The organism is Rhodococcus globerulus, from assembly GCF_019334125.1.
GTDB classification, from domain to species: domain Bacteria; phylum Actinomycetota; class Actinomycetes; order Mycobacteriales; family Mycobacteriaceae; genus Rhodococcus_F; species Rhodococcus_F globerula.
Map to the genome: position 1 here is coordinate 1,370,417 of NZ_CP079698.1, position 19,257 is coordinate 1,389,673.

General features: G+C 61.2%; 21 protein-coding genes and 1 pseudogene. 16 read left to right on the forward strand and 6 right to left on the reverse strand.

The window, feature by feature from the left end; translation table 11 throughout:
* Window positions 1-17: 17 nt before the first annotated feature.
* Together bsaP and bioB are read right to left on the reverse strand one after the other, a co-directional pair.
* Window positions 18-242, reverse strand: a complete 225-nt coding sequence (gene bsaP / locus KYT97_RS06060; RefSeq protein WP_092800548.1) for a biotin synthase auxiliary protein BsaP — start codon at window positions 240-242, stop codon at window positions 18-20.
* Window positions 239-1,267, reverse strand: a complete 1,029-nt coding sequence (bioB, locus tag KYT97_RS06065; protein WP_033230938.1) for a biotin synthase BioB — start codon at window positions 1,265-1,267, stop codon at window positions 239-241. Before bioB ends, bsaP begins: the two co-directional genes overlap by 4 nt.
* A 139-nt stretch (window positions 1,268-1,406) precedes the next feature.
* On the opposite strand from bioB, the gene KYT97_RS06070 reads away from it, so the two are divergent.
* Window positions 1,407-2,045, forward strand: coding sequence for a TetR/AcrR family transcriptional regulator C-terminal domain-containing protein (locus KYT97_RS06070; protein ID WP_092800554.1), 639 nt, complete (start codon window positions 1,407-1,409; stop codon window positions 2,043-2,045).
* Here KYT97_RS06070 and KYT97_RS06075 read toward each other — a convergent pair.
* Window positions 2,031-2,351 (reverse strand): AzlD domain-containing protein, encoded by a 321-nt coding sequence (locus KYT97_RS06075; RefSeq protein ID WP_219111925.1) that lies wholly within the window; start codon window positions 2,349-2,351, stop codon window positions 2,031-2,033. The two genes, KYT97_RS06070 and KYT97_RS06075, sit on opposite strands and share 15 nt — an antisense overlap.
* Window positions 2,348-3,025, reverse strand: a complete 678-nt coding sequence (locus KYT97_RS06080) for an AzlC family ABC transporter permease (RefSeq protein WP_219111926.1) — start codon at window positions 3,023-3,025, stop codon at window positions 2,348-2,350. Before KYT97_RS06080 ends, KYT97_RS06075 begins: the two co-directional genes overlap by 4 nt.
* A 64-nt stretch (window positions 3,026-3,089) precedes the next feature.
* On the opposite strand from KYT97_RS06080, the gene KYT97_RS06085 reads away from it, so the two are divergent.
* From KYT97_RS06085 to KYT97_RS06095, 3 genes are all read left to right on the forward strand, one after another.
* A complete protein-coding gene (locus KYT97_RS06085; protein ID WP_116101420.1) occupies window positions 3,090-3,650 on the forward strand; it encodes a helix-turn-helix domain-containing protein in 561 nt (186 codons plus the stop codon).
* Window positions 3,651-3,741: 91 nt separating this feature from the next.
* Complete coding sequence (locus KYT97_RS06090; RefSeq protein ID WP_045070208.1) at window positions 3,742-4,152, forward strand: VOC family protein; 411 nt, start codon at window positions 3,742-3,744, stop codon at window positions 4,150-4,152.
* Window positions 4,149-4,529, forward strand: a complete 381-nt coding sequence (locus tag KYT97_RS06095; RefSeq protein WP_219111927.1) for a VOC family protein — start codon at window positions 4,149-4,151, stop codon at window positions 4,527-4,529. Before KYT97_RS06090 ends, KYT97_RS06095 begins: the two co-directional genes overlap by 4 nt.
* Before the next feature lie 20 nt (window positions 4,530-4,549).
* Here KYT97_RS06095 and KYT97_RS06100 read toward each other — a convergent pair whose 3' ends face one another.
* Window positions 4,550-4,708 (reverse strand): hypothetical protein, encoded by a 159-nt coding sequence (locus KYT97_RS06100; protein ID WP_172936148.1) that lies wholly within the window; start codon window positions 4,706-4,708, stop codon window positions 4,550-4,552.
* A 135-nt stretch (window positions 4,709-4,843) separates the two neighbouring features.
* Between KYT97_RS06100 and KYT97_RS06105 the strand changes: the two genes are divergently transcribed.
* From KYT97_RS06105 to KYT97_RS06160, 12 genes and pseudogenes are all read left to right on the forward strand, one after another.
* Window positions 4,844-4,984, forward strand: coding sequence for a hypothetical protein (locus KYT97_RS06105; protein WP_187328468.1), 141 nt, complete (start codon window positions 4,844-4,846; stop codon window positions 4,982-4,984).
* 428 nt (window positions 4,985-5,412) lie between these two features.
* Entirely contained in the window at window positions 5,413-7,011 is a 1,599-nt protein-coding gene (locus KYT97_RS06110; RefSeq protein ID WP_245006032.1) for an SMP-30/gluconolactonase/LRE family protein, read from the forward strand.
* A gap of 8 nt (window positions 7,012-7,019) precedes the next feature.
* Window positions 7,020-7,880, forward strand: coding sequence for an SDR family NAD(P)-dependent oxidoreductase (locus KYT97_RS06115; RefSeq protein ID WP_116101421.1), 861 nt, complete (start codon window positions 7,020-7,022; stop codon window positions 7,878-7,880).
* Window positions 7,881-7,908: 28 nt separating this feature from the next.
* Window positions 7,909-9,285, forward strand: coding sequence for an aromatic ring-hydroxylating oxygenase subunit alpha (locus KYT97_RS06120; RefSeq protein WP_092800567.1), 1,377 nt, complete (start codon window positions 7,909-7,911; stop codon window positions 9,283-9,285).
* A 44-nt stretch (window positions 9,286-9,329) separates the two neighbouring features.
* Window positions 9,330-11,183, forward strand: coding sequence for a flavin-containing monooxygenase (locus KYT97_RS06125; protein ID WP_245006033.1), 1,854 nt, complete (start codon window positions 9,330-9,332; stop codon window positions 11,181-11,183).
* Window positions 11,176-12,102, forward strand: coding sequence for an SDR family NAD(P)-dependent oxidoreductase (locus KYT97_RS06130; RefSeq protein ID WP_219111928.1), 927 nt, complete (start codon window positions 11,176-11,178; stop codon window positions 12,100-12,102). The genes KYT97_RS06125 and KYT97_RS06130 overlap by 8 nt, the downstream gene beginning before the upstream one ends.
* Complete coding sequence (locus KYT97_RS06135; protein ID WP_219111929.1) at window positions 12,092-13,798, forward strand: thiamine pyrophosphate-binding protein; 1,707 nt, start codon at window positions 12,092-12,094, stop codon at window positions 13,796-13,798. Before KYT97_RS06130 ends, KYT97_RS06135 begins: the two co-directional genes overlap by 11 nt.
* Before the next feature lie 69 nt (window positions 13,799-13,867).
* Complete coding sequence (locus KYT97_RS06140; protein WP_045070218.1) at window positions 13,868-15,298, forward strand: aldehyde dehydrogenase family protein; 1,431 nt, start codon at window positions 13,868-13,870, stop codon at window positions 15,296-15,298.
* Between the two features lie 13 nt (window positions 15,299-15,311).
* Window positions 15,312-15,428 (forward strand): annotated as a pseudogene (locus tag KYT97_RS30845) (SDR family NAD(P)-dependent oxidoreductase); the annotation flags it as partial.
* 109 nt (window positions 15,429-15,537) lie between these two features.
* Window positions 15,538-16,374 (forward strand): TauD/TfdA dioxygenase family protein, encoded by an 837-nt coding sequence (locus KYT97_RS06150; RefSeq protein ID WP_219111930.1) that lies wholly within the window; start codon window positions 15,538-15,540, stop codon window positions 16,372-16,374.
* Window positions 16,371-17,114 carry an SDR family NAD(P)-dependent oxidoreductase gene (locus tag KYT97_RS06155; RefSeq protein WP_116101429.1) on the forward strand — a complete coding sequence of 248 codons (744 nt, stop codon included), beginning with the start codon at window positions 16,371-16,373 and terminating at the stop codon, window positions 17,112-17,114. The genes KYT97_RS06150 and KYT97_RS06155 overlap by 4 nt, the downstream gene beginning before the upstream one ends.
* A gap of 38 nt (window positions 17,115-17,152) precedes the next feature.
* Window positions 17,153-17,731 (forward strand): carboxymuconolactone decarboxylase family protein, encoded by a 579-nt coding sequence (locus KYT97_RS06160; RefSeq protein ID WP_116101430.1) that lies wholly within the window; start codon window positions 17,153-17,155, stop codon window positions 17,729-17,731.
* 85 nt (window positions 17,732-17,816) lie between these two features.
* On the opposite strand, the gene KYT97_RS06165 is transcribed toward KYT97_RS06160, so the two are convergent.
* Window positions 17,817-19,208, reverse strand: coding sequence for an HNH endonuclease signature motif containing protein (locus KYT97_RS06165; protein ID WP_219111931.1), 1,392 nt, complete (start codon window positions 19,206-19,208; stop codon window positions 17,817-17,819).
* Between the last annotated feature and the right edge of the window lie 49 nt (window positions 19,209-19,257).

Genomic DNA, 19,257 nt, shown 5'->3' on the forward strand with positions numbered 1-19,257 from the left:
TTGCCACCTGCCGCGCGCTACCTGAGCTTTGCGTCGATCGAGTCGACCACCCCGTGACGTGAGCACTGTGCCCACCAACCGTCTGGGCTGATTTGCACGATCATGCGCCGACCGCAGTGCTCGCAGAACCGAGGTGGTTCGAGTCCGAGCGACGCAGCGGCCGGCGTCGGGTCTTCGACGCCCTCGACGAGTCGACGCCCGGTGTACGGGTTGTATCGCTCGTCCGTGACCGACTCGGTCACAGCGTGTCGTTCAGGGCTTTGATCGGCATCTGCAGATCGATGAGCAAATCGAGGTCACTTTCGGCTGGACGGCCGAGCGTCGTGAGGTAGTTACCGACGATGACGGCATTGATGCCGCCGAGGATTCCCTGCTTGGCACCAAGGTCGCCGAGCGTGATCTCACGCCCACCGGCGAAACGCAGGATGGTGCGCGGCAATGCGAGGCGGAATGCGGCGACGGACTTCAGCGCCTCGCTTGCGGGAAGGACCTCGAGGTCGCCGAACGGCGTACCCGGACGCGGATTGAGGAAGTTGAGCGGAACCTCGTCTGGCTCGAGTTCAGCGAGGTTCGCGGCAAATTCCGCTCGCTGCTCCAACGTCTCGCCCATTCCCAGAATTCCACCGCAGCACACTTCCATGCCCGCTTCGCGAACCATGCGCAACGTGTTCCACCGCTCGTCCCACGTGTGAGTGGTGACCACGTTCGGGAAATGCGATTTCGAGGTTTCCAGGTTGTGGTTGTACCGGTGCACTCCCATCGCGGCGAGTTGATCAACCTGCTCCTGCGTCAGCATGCCGAGCGAGCAGGCGATCTGAATGTCGACCTCATTGCGGATCGCTTCGATTCCGGCCGCGACCTGCGCCAGCAACTTCGCGTCCGGCCCACGGACGGCGGCAACGATACAGAATTCCGTGGCACCCGATTTGGCCGTCTGCTTGGCAGCCTCCACCAGGCTGGGAATATCGAGCCATGCCGCACGCACAGGAGATTGGAAAAGCCCGGACTGCGAGCAGAAATGGCAGTCCTCGGGACAACCGCCGGTCTTGAGGCTGATGATGCCTTCGACCTCGACTTCGGGCCCACACCATTTCATACGCACATCATGGGCGAGGGCCAGCAGGTCCTCCAGGCGTTCGTCGCCCAATCGAAGTACGTCGAGCACCTGGCTTTCGCTCAGGCCTTCGCCGCGTTCGAGGACCTGCTCGCGGGCGAGGTCGAGGATGTCGATCGAAGCGGGCGCCGTGCTTACCGAGGTCGGAGTCACCGGGAGTCTCCTTCAAGACTGGAAAATTGAACACCGTACAAGTTGAACGGTGTTCACGTTAGAGACGAGGTGGAATACTGTCAAAGGCAAGCTCCGATGAGGCCATCGGTTCGATCCACAGAAAACGAGGGGCAAACACGTGCAGTTGCGACGCGGAGACGTTCTGGACGGCGCTATGGCGATCCTCGACGAATTCGGCCTGGCCGACCTCACGATGCGCAGACTCGCCACGTCTCTCGGCGTTCAGCCCGGCGCCCTGTACTGGCATTTCCCGAACAAGCAGACTTTGCTCGGCGCGGTGGTCGACAAGATCCTCGAGGGCGTGGACACCCCGATCGACGCCGAGAGCTGGGAAGAATCCTATTCCGAACTGGCACACAGACTTAGGTCCGCTCTGCTGGCGCACCGCGACGGCGCCGAGTTGGTGAGCGCCACCTTCGCGTCACGGATGACGACAAGCGAGGTGCGCGAGAACTTCGTGACGGCCGGACTCACGTCAGGCCTGTCACGGGAACATGCCGAACTCGCAGCCTACGCAGTCCTGTACTACGTCCTCGGGCATACCGTCGACGAACAGTCTCGCGCCCAAATGGAAGAATTCGGCGCCCTGACCAGGGCTCCCATCTCCCCCGACGCCCCGGAGATCATCGGCGGCGGATCCGACGACGATCTCCTCGCCGGCGATCCCACCGTCCGCTTCCAGTTCGGCCTCGACCTGTTCATCGACGGAATACGCGCACGATTGACAAACCCGCACGCTGCGCTACGCAACTCCTGACAACCGCAGCAATGCGGTGACGCCCGCCGCGACGAACACCACCGCAACCAGTGGAGCTTTGAACCACGCAGCAATCGCGCCGGCGCTCACCCCGGCGACACGTGCGAGCCCACCATAATCGTTGCCGTCGAATAGCATCGACGTCAGCGCTACGGCAACCAGCAGACACACAATACTGCGATCGAGCGACGCAAGCGCCCCAGCGGACAGTGCAACCCGAGCCCGGAGCAGAACTCCACTGACCCTCAAGGCATAAGTGCCACAGGCAAATACGACGATCGCAACACTCACGCCCAGTGCGCTCATCGGGCGTTCTCCCGAAACGGGAGGACAGCAGCCATCCCCAACAAGGCCACAAGTGGGGCCATTCCCGATGGCAAGAAGGTCGAAGTGCCCACCGCTACAACCGCGCCGACGGACGCCGCAATCAACGTGAGTCTCTCCTTCAATGCCGGCAACACCAGCGCGAGAATCACGACCGGAAACGCGGCGTCCAGTCCGAGCGTCGCCGGATCACGGACCACCGAGCCGAGAATTCCGCCCGTCAACGCACCGAGCGGCCAGCAGATCGCGATTCCGATTCCGCACAGCCAGAAGGCCGCTCGCTTTCGCGCGAGAGTGGAGTGAGCGGTGGCAATCGCCACGGATTCGTCATTGACCAGATGCGCGCCCACTACTCGCCGCCAGCCTTGGCCGAGGAATGAGCCGACAGATAATCCGTAGGCAAAATTTCGTGAATTGATCAGCAACCCGGCAAGAACCGCCGCGACCGGACTTCCGCCGACGGCAATGATCCCGATGAACAGAAACTCCGACGATGCCCCGAGCACCAGGATCGCAAGCACAAGTAGTTGCCAGAGCGAGAATCCGGCAGACCCGGCAGTGACGCCGTAGGACACCCCCACCACGGCCACAGACGCGCAAATCAACGCGGCCACCCGGACAGTGTCACGATCAAGTGTTCGCCATAGAGAACGCATGTATTCTATGTTGAACGAACTGACACCGTTCGTCAAGGCGAACGAATGATCGGAGCATCGAACAATGGTGAGTGGGGACAGCACACCTCAGCAACTGGTTGCGCGTGCGCTCAAACGAGAGCGCACCCGAGCCGGACTGAGCATCTCCGAAGTCGCACGACGGGCCGACATCGCCAAATCGACACTCTCGCAACTCGAATCCGGCCTGGGAAACCCCAGCCTGGAAACGTTGTGGGCTCTCGGAAACGCGCTGGGTGTTCCATTCGCGCAACTCGTCGACTCCCCGTCGCACCCCGTCCAGTTGATTCGCGCCGGTGACGGCCCGGCCATTGGGTCTGCAAACGCGTCGTACATTGCGACGCTTCTGGCTCCCAGCCCACCGAATGCCCGGCGCGACCTCTACCGGATAGTCGCCGAGCCGGGCGAACCGCGCATATCCACGCCGCATGCACGCGGAACCACCGAACACGTTGTCATCGGTCATGGTCGAGCCGAAGTCGGACCGACCACTGACCCCGTCGAACTGGGTCCGGGTGACTACCTCTCCTACCCCGGCGACGAAGACCATATCTTCCGAGCGCTCGAACCCGGCACGACGGCAATCCTGGTGTCCGAACATATCTGAGTATCGTGCGATGACTTTTGCGGAAGTGGGCAGTCTATAAATCAAGGCAGTCCTTCTCGACTCGCCCGTACGGCTACCAGCAGGAGGAAGCATGTCCGGATCCAGCATCGGGAGCATTTTGCTCTCCAGCACCAACCCAGATCGGCTGCGCGACTGGTATGCGCAGGCATTTGCGCCGAAAGTCGACCGAACACCCGGAGAACCCGGCTACGACGTCCTCGACTTCAACGGTTTCTACGTGATGATCGACAAACGCGACGACATCGGCGACACCAACAAAGAACCCGGCCGAATGTTCCTCAATATCGAGACCGACGATGCGCGCGCAATTGCGAAGCGGATCGATGCACTCGACGGAGCCTGGTTCGCCCCGCTAGAAGACCGCGGCGGCAGTTGGTTTGCCACTGCGATCGATCCCGATGGCAACTACATCCAGATTATCGAGTTCAGCGAGGCAGCCCGAGCAGAGATGGAGTCGACCATGAGTGAGGACAAGAAATGAGCGCACTCGGAAGCACAAAGGCCATCAGCGGATTCTCTGTCGACGACATTGACGCGGCCAAGAAATTCTATGGCGAAACCCTTGGATTGAAGGTCACCGACGAGGAAATGGGAATTATCCGCCTGCACCTAGCAGGTGGGACCGAAATACTCGTCTATCCCAAGCCGAATCACGAACCCGCGTCGTACACGATCCTGAATTTCCTCGTGGACGATATCGACAGTACGGTCGACGAACTGACCGGCCACGGAGTGGAGTTCGTCAAATACGACGGATTCCCTCAGGAGGAAAACGGCATCATGCGAGGCAATGGACCCGATATCGCCTGGTTTACCGACCCGGCCGGCAACGTGATCTCCGTCCTGAAAGAATCCTGACCCGTCTCGGCGCCGAAAAACTACCCGCTGAACAGCTGCGACTGGCGCTGTTCAGCGGTGTCGGCGTTGGAACGTTCCGCCACAGATGCGGTGCGTTCGGACGCCAATTCCTCTGCAGTTTTTTCGATCTCGGCCGGCTCCGTCGCACTGGAGTCGGAGAACAAATTCGATTCGTACATTTGCCACCCTTGTGATTTTCACCCGCCGCGATTTTCACCCTATTGCCGTAGAAACGGCACCTATCCGGAACGGATGACTCAGCGGTTCATCCACCAGTCTTGCACGCCATCGCGTTACCGGAATAAACGGTATCCATGGTTGCGTCCAGAGGAGCGTGGAAAGTGATCGCAGAGCGGGCCAACCACGCACGAATCGTGGATGCCTTCGCGGATGTAGGCAATGCAGTGACCGCATCGCGTGACGCCGAGGCCGGCCCAAAGGTAGTCGCGCGCTAACCCGCCTTCGGGCAGATCAGCACCTGGACTTACGGTCGCGATCATGCCTCCGCCTGGCATATCGCCGAAGTGTGCCGGATTGCTCGAAGGTCAGGGCGAACGAAAGTCGCTGTCCACCAAGGACAGTCAAACCCCTTGCCCGCCGGCCAGCAGCGCCGGACTCACAGCGAACAAACCGCCGTACTGCACATACGCACATGGCGGTCATCAGTACTGCCCACGATCAGTGCTGCGTCAAAACCGGAAATCAGACACACATATAGCGAGAATCGTACTTCCATCCTCCTAAGGATTGCAATACTTGAAATGCTTAGGGTTCCGTGATTAGCTCACGATCAACGAAGAGTGGCGCACGTCACGACCCAATCGGTCAGTCGAGGCCCGTCTACTCACCCCCAAAAATCTCTCCTCACCACAGGAGGCACTCCTTGACACAGGCGGCCCGCTACACCAGCCCAGCGCAATTCACCCTCGCCGAGGGCTGGAATCTCACCCGGCTCACTCCCCCGAGCAGGCTGTTCGGCGCAAACGGACTCCGCACCGGACCGGACGGCCGCGTCTACGTGGCACAGGTGGCAGGCAGCCAGATCAGCGCGCTCGACATCAACACCGGCAACCTCGAGACCATCAGCGCCATGGGCAGCGACATCGTTGCGCCCGACGACGTCGCCTTCGATCCCACCGGTGACCTGTACATCACCGAGTACTACGACGGCCGGGTCAGCGTGCGCGAATCAAGCGGCAGCACGCGGCTTTTGCGCGACGACCTCCCCGGAGTCAACGGAATCACGTTCCACCAGGGGCGACTGTTCGTCAACGAGTGCCGCATCGGTGGCCGGTTGATGGAACTGAGCCTCGACGGCGGCGCGCCCCGGATACTTCTCGAAAACCTCCCGATGCCCAACGGCATGGAGGTCGGCCCCGACGGCAAGCTGTACTACCCGGTGCTCGGGACCAACGAAATCTGGCGCATCGACCCCGACGGCAACGGTGAACCCGAACGCGTCGCAGCAGATCTCGGCGTCCCGGACGCAGTCAAGTTCGACTCCGAGGGCTTCATCGTCTCCACCCAGGTGGCGTCGGGCGAAGTGCTGCGGATCAATCCCCGCAACGGCGATCGAACCGTACTGGCAAGCCTCAATCCCGGACTCGACAACCTCACCTTCGTAGGTGATCGACTGTTCGTATCGAGTTTCACCGGCCAGATCACGGAGATCCTCGATGGTGGCCGAACCCGCACCGCCTTGGCCGACGGTTTGACTTGGCCCCTGGATTTGACCGTTGGCCCGGACGGCACGTTGTACATCGCCGATGGCACCTTCTTGCTCGCACTCGAACCGAGCGGCGAACTCCGCACTCTCGGAATGCTTTTCAGCCCAGGATACCCCGGTTACATCCGCGGAATGACGGCCGTCGGCGACGGCGAATTCATCGTCGCGGGCAACGGAACCGTTTCGCGCTACAACGCCGTCAGCGCTGAAAGTGAGGTCCTCGCCGAAGGACTCGACCAACTCTACGGTGTCGCGGTCTCCGCGAACGGAACCATCGCGGTTGCCGACCTGGGAGCAGGTAAAGTTGTTGCCGTCGGGTCGAGCGGGCAGGTTGAAGAATTGGCCTCGGGACTGCACGACCCGATGGGCGTGGCCTTCACCGCGGACGGTACCTGCCTGGTCTCCGAAGCCGGCGCCGGACGAATCGTCGCGATCAACGGCTCCAGCGTCGACACGATCGTCGACGGACTCGAGAATCCGCAGGGAATTCTTGTTCGAGGCGGCGTGCTCTACATCGTCGATGTCGGAACAAAAGCCCTGATCAGCTTCGATCTGTCGACCAAGATTCAGCAGAAAGTTGCCGGCAATCTGCCGGTGGGCGCACCCGAGGGTGTCACCCCCAAGCCGCTGCTGGGACTAGCGCCGTTCTCCGGTCCTCAGGGCCCGTTCGCCGGCATCGCGGCCGGACCGGACGGAACAATCTACGTCTCCGCAGATGCAGAAGGCAGCGTCCTGGCACTACGCAAGGCAGTGTGAGCCCCGCGATGAGCAACAGCCAAGTTGGCGACAGCTTTGTCGGTCTGGACGGACGCATCGTGGTTGTCTCGGGCGCAGCAGGCGGCGGGATCGGCACGTCGGTAACGAGCATGCTTGCCCGCGCCGGAGCAACCGTGATCGCCGTGAGCCGTTCCAAGGAAAACCTCGACACCCACATCGCACCACTTATCGCGCAGGGTCTTTCGATCATCCCACTGGCGGCCGATGCGTCCACCGACGACGGTATTGCCATCGTGCGGGAGCAGATTCGACGCACCGACGGCAAACTGCACGGATTGGTCAACGTCGCCGGCGGCGCTGCCCCTGCAACCTGGATGCCCTCCACTCGCGTCACCCGAGCGGACTGGCGCGAATTGTTCACGGCAAATCTCGAAACGATGTTCTTCATGAGCCAGATGGTCGCGTCGGAATTGAAGGCCCAGAGCCGTCCCGGTTCCATCGTGTCGATCTCGTCGATCAGCGGAATGAACACCGCGCCTTTTCATATCGGTTACGGCAGTGCAAAAGCCGCCTTGGTCGCGGCAACCCGCACGATGGCCGTGGAACTCGCCGAAGTCGGTATTCGAGTGAACGCCATCGCTCCCGGCGTGACCGCCACCCCTGCGTCTTCCACCTACGTCGACGACGATCCCGAGCGTGATCGCCGCGCCATCACGATGGGTCGACGCGGCCGCCCCGAGGAGCAAGCCGGTGCAATTCTCTTCCTGCTGTCGGATCTCTCGACCTACATCACCGGACAGACATTGCTCGTGGACGGCGGACTGAATCTCAAGTGGACGCACATGGGCCCAGATCACACGTCACTTTTTCTCAAGGACGAATCGTTCCGCGCCGCGATAACGCACTGACACAGAACCGATGTGAAGAGGAGACACCATGACCGACACCGCCGAGAACATTCCGGAATCGACTGTAACCGAGTCACATTCCACACCACTCACCATCGGTGTGGAGGCATACATTTCGCAGACGTATGCCCGCGCCGAGGGCGACAAGCTGTGGTCGAAAGTGTGGCAGCAGGTCGGTCGGGTGGAGGAAATTCCCAAGGTCGGCGACTTTCTCACCTACGAAATTCTCGATGACTCGGTCATCATCGTGCGCTCGACCCCGGACACGATCAGTGCCTATCACAACGTCTGCTCCCACCGCGGTCGCCGACTCGTCGACACGCCGCCCGGTGCCCACGAAGCCCGCGGCCAGGCAAGGCAATTCATCTGCGGGTTTCACGGCTGGCGGTACGACCTCGACGGCAAGAACACCTTCGCCGCCGAACGTCAGGACTGGCCGTGTGGGTTGACCGAGGAATCAACGAAGCTGCGTGGTGTCACAGTGGACACCTGGGGTGGATGGATCTGGATCAACATGGATCCGGGCTGCGAACCTCTACGTGACTATCTCGAGCCCGCGGCTTCCCTTCTCGATCATTTCCACCTCGAGAACATGCGGTACCGCTGGCGCAAATGGCTTGTCTTCGACTGCAACTGGAAGGTTGCGCTCGAAGCGTTCATGGAGACCTACCATGTTCCGTACACCCACCCGGAGTTCATGAACTTCGGGAATTTTCTCGGTTGGTCCCGCGCCCAAGGTAAGCACAGCAACATCGGTTACGACGCACCGAAGGGCATGGAAGAAAACCAGGCAAAACTGCGCATCGGCAGCGGCGCGGACCCCCGTAAGTCGACCATCGAAATGCAGAACTTCACGTGGGAAAATGCAAACACCAATACAACTCGGACCCTCGTCGATGCGGCCCAGCGACTGATCGACGAACTCCCCGAGGGCACCCCATCGGATCAGGTTCTGCGTCACTGGCTGGATTCGGCCAGGCGCGACGACGAAGCGCGTGGCGTGATCTGGCCGACCGTCGACCCACAGGTTGTCGCCGCAAGTGGCACGGCGTGGCAGATCTTCCCGAACTTCCAGATCGGGCACGCCCTGAACAACATGCTCTGCTACAGCGCCCGGCCCTACGGCGACGATCCGAACAAGTGCATCTTCGAGGCCGCTGTCTACGAACTCTTCCCCGCAGGCGAGGAACCGGAAACCGAATGGGAGTTCACCCCGCCGGAGGATCCGGCCTGGCGAACCGTCCTGCCACAGGACTTCGTGAACATGGCTGCGGTCCAGAAAGGTATGAAGTCGCAAGGCTTTTCAGGGCCGAAACCCAACCCGTACCGCGAACGCAGCATCGTCAACCTCCACCACAACCTAGCCACGTACATGGGTACCGGTGCGCCGGTGGATCTCGCCTGACTCCTCACATCGTGTACTGACTTGCTCTGACGAAAGAAGATCCGATGACCGCACCGACCCAAGCTACGGCCATGGCGCCTTGCGCGCCCACACACACTCCCGAAGTCGACATCGACGCTCTCCGGGCGAAGTACCTCCTCGAACGCGACAAGCGTGTTCGTCCCGAAGGTCAGCAGCAGTACGTGGAGGCCGCCGACGAATTCGCGGGTTTCTACGAGAGCGATCCGCACCTGCCCGTCGAACCGCGCGAGCCCATCACCGACGACATCGAGGTCGTAGTCCTCGGCGGTGGATTCTGCGGCCTCATTGCCGCGCACCGCCTTCAGCAGGCGGGCGTCACAGACTTCAAGATCGTCGAACTCGGTGGCGACTTCGGCGGCGTCTGGTACTGGAACCGCTACCCGGGAATCCAGATCGACTCGGACGCCTACTGTTACCTCCCGCTGCTCGAGGAAACCGGCTACATGCCGAAGGAGCGGTTCTCGCACGGCGACGAGTGCTTCGAGCACGCTCAGCGCATCGGTAAGCACTTCGGGTTCTACGACAACGCGATCTTCCATACCTTGATCCGCTCGCTGGAATGGGACGAGGAGATCAATCGCTGGCAGATCCGTACCAATCGCGGCGACGAGATCCGTGCTCGTTTTGTCGTCATGGCACAGGGCCCATACAACCGGCCGAAGCTTCCGGGTATCCCCGGGATCACGGACTTCAAGGGACACACATTCCACACGGCTCGTTGGGATTACGACTACACCGGCGGCGACCTGCACGGCGGGCTGGACAAGATCGCCGACAAACGAATCGCCGTCATCGGCACCGGATCAAGTGGTATTCAGGCGATCCCGCACCTGGCAAAAGGCGCGAAGCACCTGACCGTCTTCCAGCGGACACCGTCGTACATCTTCGAGCGAGCCAACTACCCGACCGATCCTCAATGGGTGAACAGTCTAGAGCCAGGTTGGCGGGCAGCACGTCAGCGCAACTTCCACAATGCCGCCTTTGCCTTCTACTCCCCCGGCGAGCCGGATCTCATTTGCGACGGCTGGACCGAAGTGTCGCGCAACATGGCCGCGAAACTGACCGAAACCAACGGCTGGGCTGCGCTCGCCGATCCGGTGAAGTTCATGGAACTCAAGGAGATCGAGGACTACCGATCGATGGAGCGGCTCCGCCGACGGATCGAGGAGATCGTCGACGACTCGGACACTGCGGAACTACTGAAGCCGTACTACCGCAACATGTGCAAGCGTCCCGTCTTCAACGACGACTATCTCCCGACCTTCAATCGCCCGAACGTCACTCTGATCGATGTGTCGGAAACCAAAGGCGTGGAACGGATCACCGAGAAGGGCGTGATGGTCGACGGCGTCGAGCTCGAGTTCGACGCGATCGTGTTCGCGAGTGGGTTCGAGATCACCACCGCGCTCGACCGCCAGTTCGACATCGCGCCGTTTGCCGGTCGCGACGGAACCTCCCTCTACGACCACTGGGGCAAGGGATTCCGCACCCTGCACGGTGTCATGGCGCACGGCTTCCCCAACCACTTCGCCACCGGCTTCGTTCAAGGCGGAGTCACCGCATCGACAACGCTGATGTTCGAGCAGCAGGCCGACCATATCGCGTACATCATCAAAGAGGCCCAGGCGCGCGGAGCCACGCATGTCGAACCCACCGCGGCAGCCGAAGAAGGCTGGATCCAGACCATCCGGGCCCACTCGATCGACAACAGCACGTTCACGTCGGAATGCACCCCCGGCTATTACAACAGCGAAGGCGAGCCGAACGGGCGCTCATTCCTCGGCGACCCGTTCTGGGGCGGCTTCTACGAACTGGGCGAAATCCTTCAAACCTGGCGGGACACAGGCACATTGGAAGGCCTGAAACTCGATGTCTGACGCCCGCTTCGACGGTCGTGTTGCCGTCATTACCGGCGCCGGCAGAGGAATCGGACGTGAGTACGCACTACTACTCGCGTCCAAAGGGGCCAAAGTGGTCGTCAACGATCCCGGTGTCGGGATCAGCGGTGAGAATACAGATAGCGGAGTCGCCAGTGCGGTCGTCGCGGAGATCACTGCTGCCGGCGGCGATGCAGTCGCGAGCACTGCCTCCGTTGCAACCGCACCGGGCGGCCAGGCGATCGTCAACGCGGCCATCGAGCACTACGGACGTATCGACATCCTCATCCACAACGCCGGAAACAACCGCTACGCACCGCTGACGGAGATGACGTACGAGGATTTCGACGCAGTTCTCGACGTTCACCTCCGCGGCGCATTTCACGTACTGCGGCCGGCATTCCCGCTGATGTGCGACGCCGGATACGGCCGGATCGTGCTGACCTCGTCGATCGGCGGTCTGTACGGAAACAACCGCATCGCGAACTACGCGGCGTCCAAGGCCGGCATCATCGGACTGTCCAACGTGGCAGCAATCGAGGGTGCCGACCACGGCGTCTTGTCCAACGTCGTCATTCCCGCAGCAATCACGCGGTTGGCCGACGGGATCGACACGTCGTCGTACCCGCCCATGGGACCGGAACTCACGGCCCCGACGGCCGCCTGGCTGGCTCACGAATCCTGTTCCGTCACCGGCGAAATGCTGGTGACAATCGGCGGCCGCGTTGCTCGGGCATTCATCGCCGAAACCCCCGGGGTGTACCAACCGTCATGGTCGATCGAGGAGGTTGGAAGGCAGATCGACGCCATCCGCGACATCCGCGATCCGTGGATCCTGCCTGTCGTCCCGTCAGCTCACGTCGACCACATCACCAAGAGTTTTGCGATAGCCATGGAGGGCAACGCACATGTCAGTTAAGGTTTACGAACGCATTTTGCAGCTCTTCGAAGCCGAGGGCATCAACACGATTTTCGGAATCCCCGACCCGAACTTCGTGCACATGTTCCACCTCGCCGAGGAACGCGGATGGAATGTGGTTGCGCCGCACCATGAAGAGTCGGCCGGATTCATGGCTGAGGCCGTATCGCGCATGACCGGCAAGGCCGCGGTGTGTATCGGCACCCTTGGCCCCGGCGTCGCAAACCTGGCCGGCGCCATGATGTGCGCCAAAGTCGAGAACTCACCGGTGATCTTCCTCGGTGGCCAGCGCGCCCGCATCACCGAACAGCGCGTTCGACGTGGGCGCATTCAATTCGTCAAACAGGCAAACCTCTTCGAAGCATCCGTAAAATACAGTGCCAGTATCGAATACGCCGATCAGACGGACGAAATTATCCGCGAAGGACTGCGGAAGGCACTGTCCGGCACCCCTGGACCCGTGTACATCGAATACCCCTCCCACATCATCCAGGAAGAGCTGGACGTGCCAGACCCGTTGCCCCCCAATGCGTATCGCATGGTCGGCCAGACTGCGGGACCAGACTTCGTTGCCGAAGCGGTGAAATTGATCCAAGCGGCCCAGCAACCCATTCTGCTCATCGGGCACGGAGTCCACACCTCCCGCGCCGGCGAATCCGTCAAGGCACTCGCAGATGCCATGGCCTGCCCTGTCATTCAGACCTCAGGGGGCACCTCCTTCATCGAAGGACTCGAGAACCGCACCTTTCCATACGGCTTCTCCTCCGCCGCAGTCGACGCCGTGGTGAAATCCGACCTGTGCCTGGCAATCGGCACCGAACTCGGAGAGCCGGTCCACTACGGCCGGGGCCGGCACTGGATCGCAAACGAAGCGAACCGGAAATGGATCCTCGTCGAACAGGATCCGGAGGCGATCGGCGTCAACCGCAGCATCGACGTGCCCCTCGTCGGCGATCTCCGCGCGATTGTTCCCCAACTCTCCGACGCGCTGTGGGATGCACCGCGCACGGCGACCCCCGAGCTCGACGGCTGGATCACACAGGATGCGACGCAGCTGGCGGAACTTGCCGAAACCGCGCCGTCCGGTATGACTCCGGTGCATCCCGCTCGTCTGATTGTCGAGGCGACCAAGGATTTCCCGAGCGACGGCATCATGGTCCGAGACGGCGGCGCCACCACTATCTTCGGCTGGACGTACTCACAGGCAAAACCCCACGACGTGATGTGGAATCAGAACTTCGGCCACCTCGGCACCGGGCTCCCGTATGCCGTCGGCGCCGGTGTAGCTGACGGCGGCCAACGCCCCATCATGTTGATCACCGGCGACTCGTCGTTCCAATTCCATATCGCAGAACTGGAAACCGCTGCGCGACTCAACCTGCCGCTGGTCTGCGTAGTTGCCGTCGACTACGCGTGGGGACTCGAGGTGGGTGTCTACAAACGCACCTACGGCCAGGGATCACTCGAGACCGGTGTTCACTGGAGCACAGATACGCGGCTCGACAAGGTTGCCGAAGGCTTCGGCTGCTACGGGGAGTACGTCGACCGCGACGAGGATATCGCGCCGGCGATCAAGCGCGCCTACGCCAGCGGTAAGCCGGGCGTCATCCACGTTGCCGTCGACCCCAAGGCGAATTCCGAGGAAATGCCGAGCTACGACGAGTTCCGAACGTGGTACGCAGAAGGCACTCAGTGAACATTCCAGCTCGCATCATGCCCGGCTCGACGAGTACTCACGAACACTGCGAAAGGGACCAGAACAGTCATGCGTGAATATCTGAAGTTCTACATCGGCGGACAATGGGTCGATCCAGCGGAGTCCAGCACACTGGAGGTTGTCAATCCTGCGACCGAGAAGGTCTGCGGCACAGTAGCATCAGGATCACCGGCAGACGTCGACCGCGCCGTTGCAGCAGCACGCGACGCGTTCTCGAGTTGGTCTGCAACCAGCCGCGAGGAACGACTCACGATTCTGCGAAACATTCTCACCGAGTATCAGAACCGGATGGGCGACCTCGCTGCAGCTCTGACCGAGGAGATGGGCGCACCGAACGCGCTGGCCAACGGTTTCCAGGTGAACCTTGGTGCCGGTCATCTCACCACCGCGATCGATGCGCTCGAGAACTTCGTCTTCGAGGAGCAGCAGGGCGATTCACTGATCGTCAAAGAACCGATCGGAGTCTGCGGATTGATCACCCCGTGGAACTGGCCGATCAGCCTCATTGCCGTGAAAGTCTTCCCCGCACTGGCAACTGGTTGCACCATGGTGCTCAAACCTTCGGAGAAGTCGCCGTTCACCGGCCAGATCTTCACCGAAATCCTCGACGCTGCAGGAGTTCCCGCCGGCGTGTTCAACCTCGTCCAGGGCGACGGACCCACTGTCGGGGCAGCACTGTCCGCACACCCGGGCGTCGACATGATCTCGTTCACCGGCTCCACCCGCGCCGGCATCGACATCGCCACCAACGCCGCACCCGGCGTCAAGCGAGTCTCGCAGGAGCTCGGCGGCAAGAGCCCCAACATCATCCTCGACGACGGCGACTTCGCCGAGAACGTCGCCAAGGGTGTGGCAACCATGATGATGAACTCCGGACAGACGTGCAGCGCACCATCACGCATGCTTGTGCCCAATTCCCGGATGGCAGAAGCCATCAGCGCCGCGCAAGAGGCAGCATCACAGGTGACCGTGGGTGATCCGGGCGGCGATTCTGCAATCGGCCCCGTAGTGTCCGAGGCCCAGTTCGAGAAGATCCAGTCCCTGATCGACAAGGGGATCGGCGAAGGTGCGACGCTGGTTGCGGGCGGCCTCGGACGTCCGGACGACTTGCCGACGGGCTACTACGTCCGCCCCACCGTTTTTGCCGACGTCACCAACAACATGACCATCGCCCGCGAGGAAATCTTCGGACCGGTTCTCACGATTCTCGGCTACGACAACATCGACGACGCCATCGACATCGCAAACGACACCGAGTACGGCCTCGCCGGATTTGTTGCCGGCGCGGACCTCGAGCAAGCTCGCGCCGTCGCTCGACGGATCCGCGCCGGGTCCGTCGCCATCAATGACGGATTCGACTTCGCCGCACCGTTCGGCGGCTACAAGAAGAGCGGCAACGGACGTGAGTGGGGCGGGTTCGGTTTCCACGACTACCTGGAGATCAAGGGCATGCTCGGCTACACCGCTGACGCTTCCTGAAATAGCACGGGAGATGAGTTCTCTGTCGGGCAAAGTTGCTGTGGTCACGGGCGCCAGTCGCGGTATCGGGAAAGGAATCGCGCTGGCGCTCGCAGAGCAGGGCGCCGTCGTCTACGTCACGGGACGCACGGTTATTGACGTCAACGGCGCCCCGTCGCGCAGCACAACAGACCCGTCGTACCAACGACCACTGACGAACATGCGGAATCCGCATGTCCCCGACTGATCCAGGAGTAGCCATGACCACGCTTGACATCAGGAAACTCAGCAACAATCTCGGCGCGGAGGTTCTGGGCGTCGATACCGATCGGCTACTCCGCGATGACGGTCTCGCAGACGCGTGTATGACTGCACTCGAAAAACATGGCGTATTGCTGTTTCGCAAGATCAATGTCGACGATCGCACGCAAGTCGAGTTCTGCCGCAGACTCGGAACACTGATCAACTTCTCCCGCTTCCCACCGTACGACGCGGAAGAAGTGATGGAGATCAGCTTCGACCCCTCCAACCCCAATGCGGAATACCTTGCCAGTAATGACTTCTGGCACATCGACGGCCTACTCGACAAGATCGCACCGAAGGCGTCCGTGATGAGTGCCCGCGTCACGGCCGACCGCGGTGGTGAAACCGAATTCGCCAGTACCTACGCCGCATACGAGGCGCTATCAGACGACGAGAAGAAACTGTTCGCCGATCTGCGCGTAGTCCACACCTTCGCGGCAATTCAGCGGCTGACGTACCCAGATCCGACACCGACTCAATTGAAGGAATGGGCCTCGCGCCGTGAAGTGGAACATCCCTTGGTGTGGCAGCATGAATCGGGTCGGCAATCGCTCGTGTTCGGGGCGACAACATCGCACGTCGTCGGAATGAACTTCGACGAAAGTCGTGCGCTCCTGGACGATCTCGAAAAGCGCGCCACAACACAAGATCTGGTGTATCGGCACACATGGTCCGAAGGTGACCTGGTGATCTGGGACAACTCCGGCCTCGTCCACCGGGCCTGCGAGTTCGACCGGAGTGAGCCCCGCCGTATGCATCGCTCAACCCTGGTCGGCCACGAGATCATCAAGTGAGCAGTCGCACCGCGGTAGTCACTGGTGGGGCATCGGGAATCGGAGCAGCGATCAGCCGGCGACTCGTCTCTGACGGCGCGATGGTGGCGATCTTCGATATCGACGGCAGTGCCGCCGAGGCGTTGGCGTCATCTATCGAATTGTCAGGCGGCAAAGCCATCGGATTGACCGTCGACGTGACCGACCGCGCCGCGATCGACGCAGGATTGAACGAAGCGCGTACACGTCTAGGACGACCAGCCATCCTGGTGAACAGCGCCGGATTGAGCATCGACGGCCCCTTCCTCGAGATCACTGCCGAAACGTGGAACCGCTCACTCGCGATCAACCTGACCGGCACGTTCGACTGTTGCCAGGCTGTGCTGCCAGACATGATCGAAGAAGGCTGGGGCCGGATCGTCAACATCTCGTCGTCGAGCATTCACAGCGGTGCCCCCGGCTTGGCCGGCTACGTGGCCGCCAAATCGGGAGTTGTCGGCCTCACCAAAGTGCTGGCGCTCGAATTCGCCAAATTCGGAATCACCGTCAATACGGTTCCTCCCGGATTCATCGACACCCCGATGCTGCGCAACACAGTCGAGAAAGGATTCATCGACCTCGACCAACAGACAGCAAAAACACCCGTCGGCCGGATCGGCCAACCAGAGGATGTGGCGGCTGTCTGTGCGTTCCTCACCAGCGAGGAAGCCGGTTACGTCACCGGGCAGAGCATCGGTGTCAACGGTGGCCGGAACACCTGATCGAAAGCACGTTCGCTACCCGAGAGGATTTACAGCCGATGGCTCGAATTTCGCCTGCAACACCACAACAATGGACGCCCGAGATGAGGGAATTCTTCGACGGCTTCCGAACGACCGTTGCTGCCGATCCGCAACGGGCCGGCAAGGCTGGACTTAACTTGGTCGGGACCCTGGCCCGATATCCCGCATTGGCGATGCCATTCCTGTCCTTCAACGCGCACTTGCTTTCTGGGACTTCGCTTACCGACAGGCAACGGGAACTGCTTGTACTCCGCGTCGCGTCGGTTCGGCGATCCGATTACGAATGGGCCCAGCACGTCATCCTTGCCGAAACTGCCGGCATGACGAAAGACGAAATCCTTCGCGTCGCGGACGGCCCGGGTGCATCCGAGTGGTCATCACTGGAACGGTCCCTGCTCAGTGCTGTAGACGAACTGCTGGCGGACGGCATGGTAAGTGAGCTGACCTGGTCGGCGCTGGCCGAGGAGTTCAACACCGAGCAACTGATGGATATGGTGTTCACAGTTGGCTGCTACTCGATGCTCGCCATGGCACTGCGGTCATTCGACGTGAATCCTGAACCGGAGCTTGCTCCGTACCTCCCTGCCGTTCGGTAAATGGACACATGCGTGTTGGCTTCGCATCGTCTTAGCTCGTGATGCGAAGCTTGCACGCGGTGTTCAGTTTCCGGCGGAGCCGGATTCAGTCTCGGTGAACTGGACCTTGGCGGGTTGTGGAGCGTCGGCGTCGTTGTTTGGGGTCGATTGCGGATGGTGGGATGAACCAGGGTTTGTGATCGTCGCCCATCTTGATTTCCCAGATCCCGCGGAATCCGCTGGTGCTGTGAATCAACCGATGGTGGCTACGGCAGAGGAGGGTGAGGTTGTCCATCACCGTCAAACCGCCGACCGACCAGGGTTTTATATGGTGCGCGTCGCACCAAGCGGGTACGGCATCACAGTTGGGGAAGGCGCATCCTTTGTCCCGGGCGATCAGCGCGGTGCGTTGCTCGGGTGTGACGAGGCGTTTGTGCGGGGTCGCATCCAGCGGTGCCCCGTTGCCGTCCATCAACACTGTGGAGAGCATGCAATCGCAGGCGAGCATCCGGGTCAGGCTCACACTGAGCGGGCCCATCCACGGCATGTACCCGACATCAAGATCTTCGAAATCAGGCTCATCGCCATCGAAGGCACTGCCGTAGAACTCGCCATCACTGACGTCGGCATCTGCACAGTCTGATGCTGTTTCGCTGCGCGTGGTGGTGCATTCCCGATGCTCGGCAAGGTCTTTCGCGGTGATGTGCACATTCACGTGCGGACGCTGACCACCATCAACACCGGTGACGGCATTGTCGAGATAGCGGCGAATCAGTTCCGTGAACGCGTCGGCGGTGCGTTTGGCAGCCGACCGCTGATCCGGGGTTCCGTCCGCGGCCGGTTTCGGCATCGACAACCCCGAGAGGGCCGACAACAACATCTCACCGGTCAACGCGTCGAAATCACCCTTGATCGCCACGCGCCCGTTGAGCGTCGGCGAAATCCGCAACACATTGAGATCATCATCCTCACCGGGCGGGATCTCATCGGATTCGAAAATCCGCTCCAAAACCGCAATCGCATACCGCAGCTTGATAGTGGTCGCCTCCACCCCGGATGCCGCAGCCAACAGAGTCTTCATACAGGACGGTAACGCCCTGTCCGGCATTCCTTTTGGTGGAGATTCACAGAACGCGACGATCATTGCCGCATGATCGAGCGAGAGATCGCCGGCCTCGAATTGGGCAGTAATATCCGGGAACCCCCGCAGTGCGGCACCGAGGGCGGCGATCTTGTTACCGGCCGCGTTCTGCAGCATCGTGTTCGCCGCCAGCCACCGCCCCACACCGCGGTAACAGAGCACCTGCTCGTCCGGATTGAGCGCCAATTCGTCGACCGCGGCAACTCGAATCGCTTCCAGCCGAAGAATTTCCGCAGATACACAGACTGCAACGTCTCGAACCTCGGCCGGTCGCAATCGCCACAACCTGCCCCGCACACCCACAGCCGAACCCGCTACAACATCCCCCACCAAAGTTGAATCGCAAACCGTAGTCATCAAGGCCTCCCCACCCTGACCTAATTATACTCGAACATCTATTCGATTC

Excerpts from the sequence above, each read along its gene's own strand:
- KYT97_RS06150 (WP_219111930.1), top strand. The coding sequence starts at position 15,538 with ATGACCACGCTTGACATCAGGAAACTCAGCAACAATCTCGGCGCGGAG.
- KYT97_RS06095 (WP_219111927.1), top strand. The coding sequence starts at position 4,149 with ATGAGCGCACTCGGAAGCACAAAGGCCATCAGCGGATTCTCTGTCGAC.
- KYT97_RS06080 (WP_219111926.1), bottom strand. The coding sequence starts at position 3,025 with ATGCGTTCTCTATGGCGAACACTTGATCGTGACACTGTCCGGGTGGCC.
- KYT97_RS06075 (WP_219111925.1), bottom strand. The coding sequence starts at position 2,351 with ATGAGCGCACTGGGCGTGAGTGTTGCGATCGTCGTATTTGCCTGTGGC.
- KYT97_RS06125 (WP_245006033.1), top strand. The coding sequence starts at position 9,330 with ATGACCGCACCGACCCAAGCTACGGCCATGGCGCCTTGCGCGCCCACA.
- KYT97_RS06130 (WP_219111928.1), top strand. The coding sequence starts at position 11,176 with ATGTCTGACGCCCGCTTCGACGGTCGTGTTGCCGTCATTACCGGCGCC.
- KYT97_RS06160 (WP_116101430.1), top strand. The coding sequence starts at position 17,153 with ATGGCTCGAATTTCGCCTGCAACACCACAACAATGGACGCCCGAGATG.
- KYT97_RS06090 (WP_045070208.1), top strand. The coding sequence starts at position 3,742 with ATGTCCGGATCCAGCATCGGGAGCATTTTGCTCTCCAGCACCAACCCA.
- KYT97_RS06165 (WP_219111931.1), bottom strand. The coding sequence starts at position 19,208 with ATGACTACGGTTTGCGATTCAACTTTGGTGGGGGATGTTGTAGCGGGT.
- KYT97_RS06135 (WP_219111929.1), top strand. The coding sequence starts at position 12,092 with ATGTCAGTTAAGGTTTACGAACGCATTTTGCAGCTCTTCGAAGCCGAG.
- KYT97_RS06140 (WP_045070218.1), top strand. The coding sequence starts at position 13,868 with ATGCGTGAATATCTGAAGTTCTACATCGGCGGACAATGGGTCGATCCA.
- KYT97_RS06105 (WP_187328468.1), top strand. The coding sequence starts at position 4,844 with ATGGTTGCGTCCAGAGGAGCGTGGAAAGTGATCGCAGAGCGGGCCAAC.
- KYT97_RS06085 (WP_116101420.1), top strand. The coding sequence starts at position 3,090 with ATGGTGAGTGGGGACAGCACACCTCAGCAACTGGTTGCGCGTGCGCTC.
- KYT97_RS06100 (WP_172936148.1), bottom strand. The coding sequence starts at position 4,708 with ATGTACGAATCGAATTTGTTCTCCGACTCCAGTGCGACGGAGCCGGCC.
- KYT97_RS06120 (WP_092800567.1), top strand. The coding sequence starts at position 7,909 with ATGACCGACACCGCCGAGAACATTCCGGAATCGACTGTAACCGAGTCA.
- KYT97_RS06115 (WP_116101421.1), top strand. The coding sequence starts at position 7,020 with ATGAGCAACAGCCAAGTTGGCGACAGCTTTGTCGGTCTGGACGGACGC.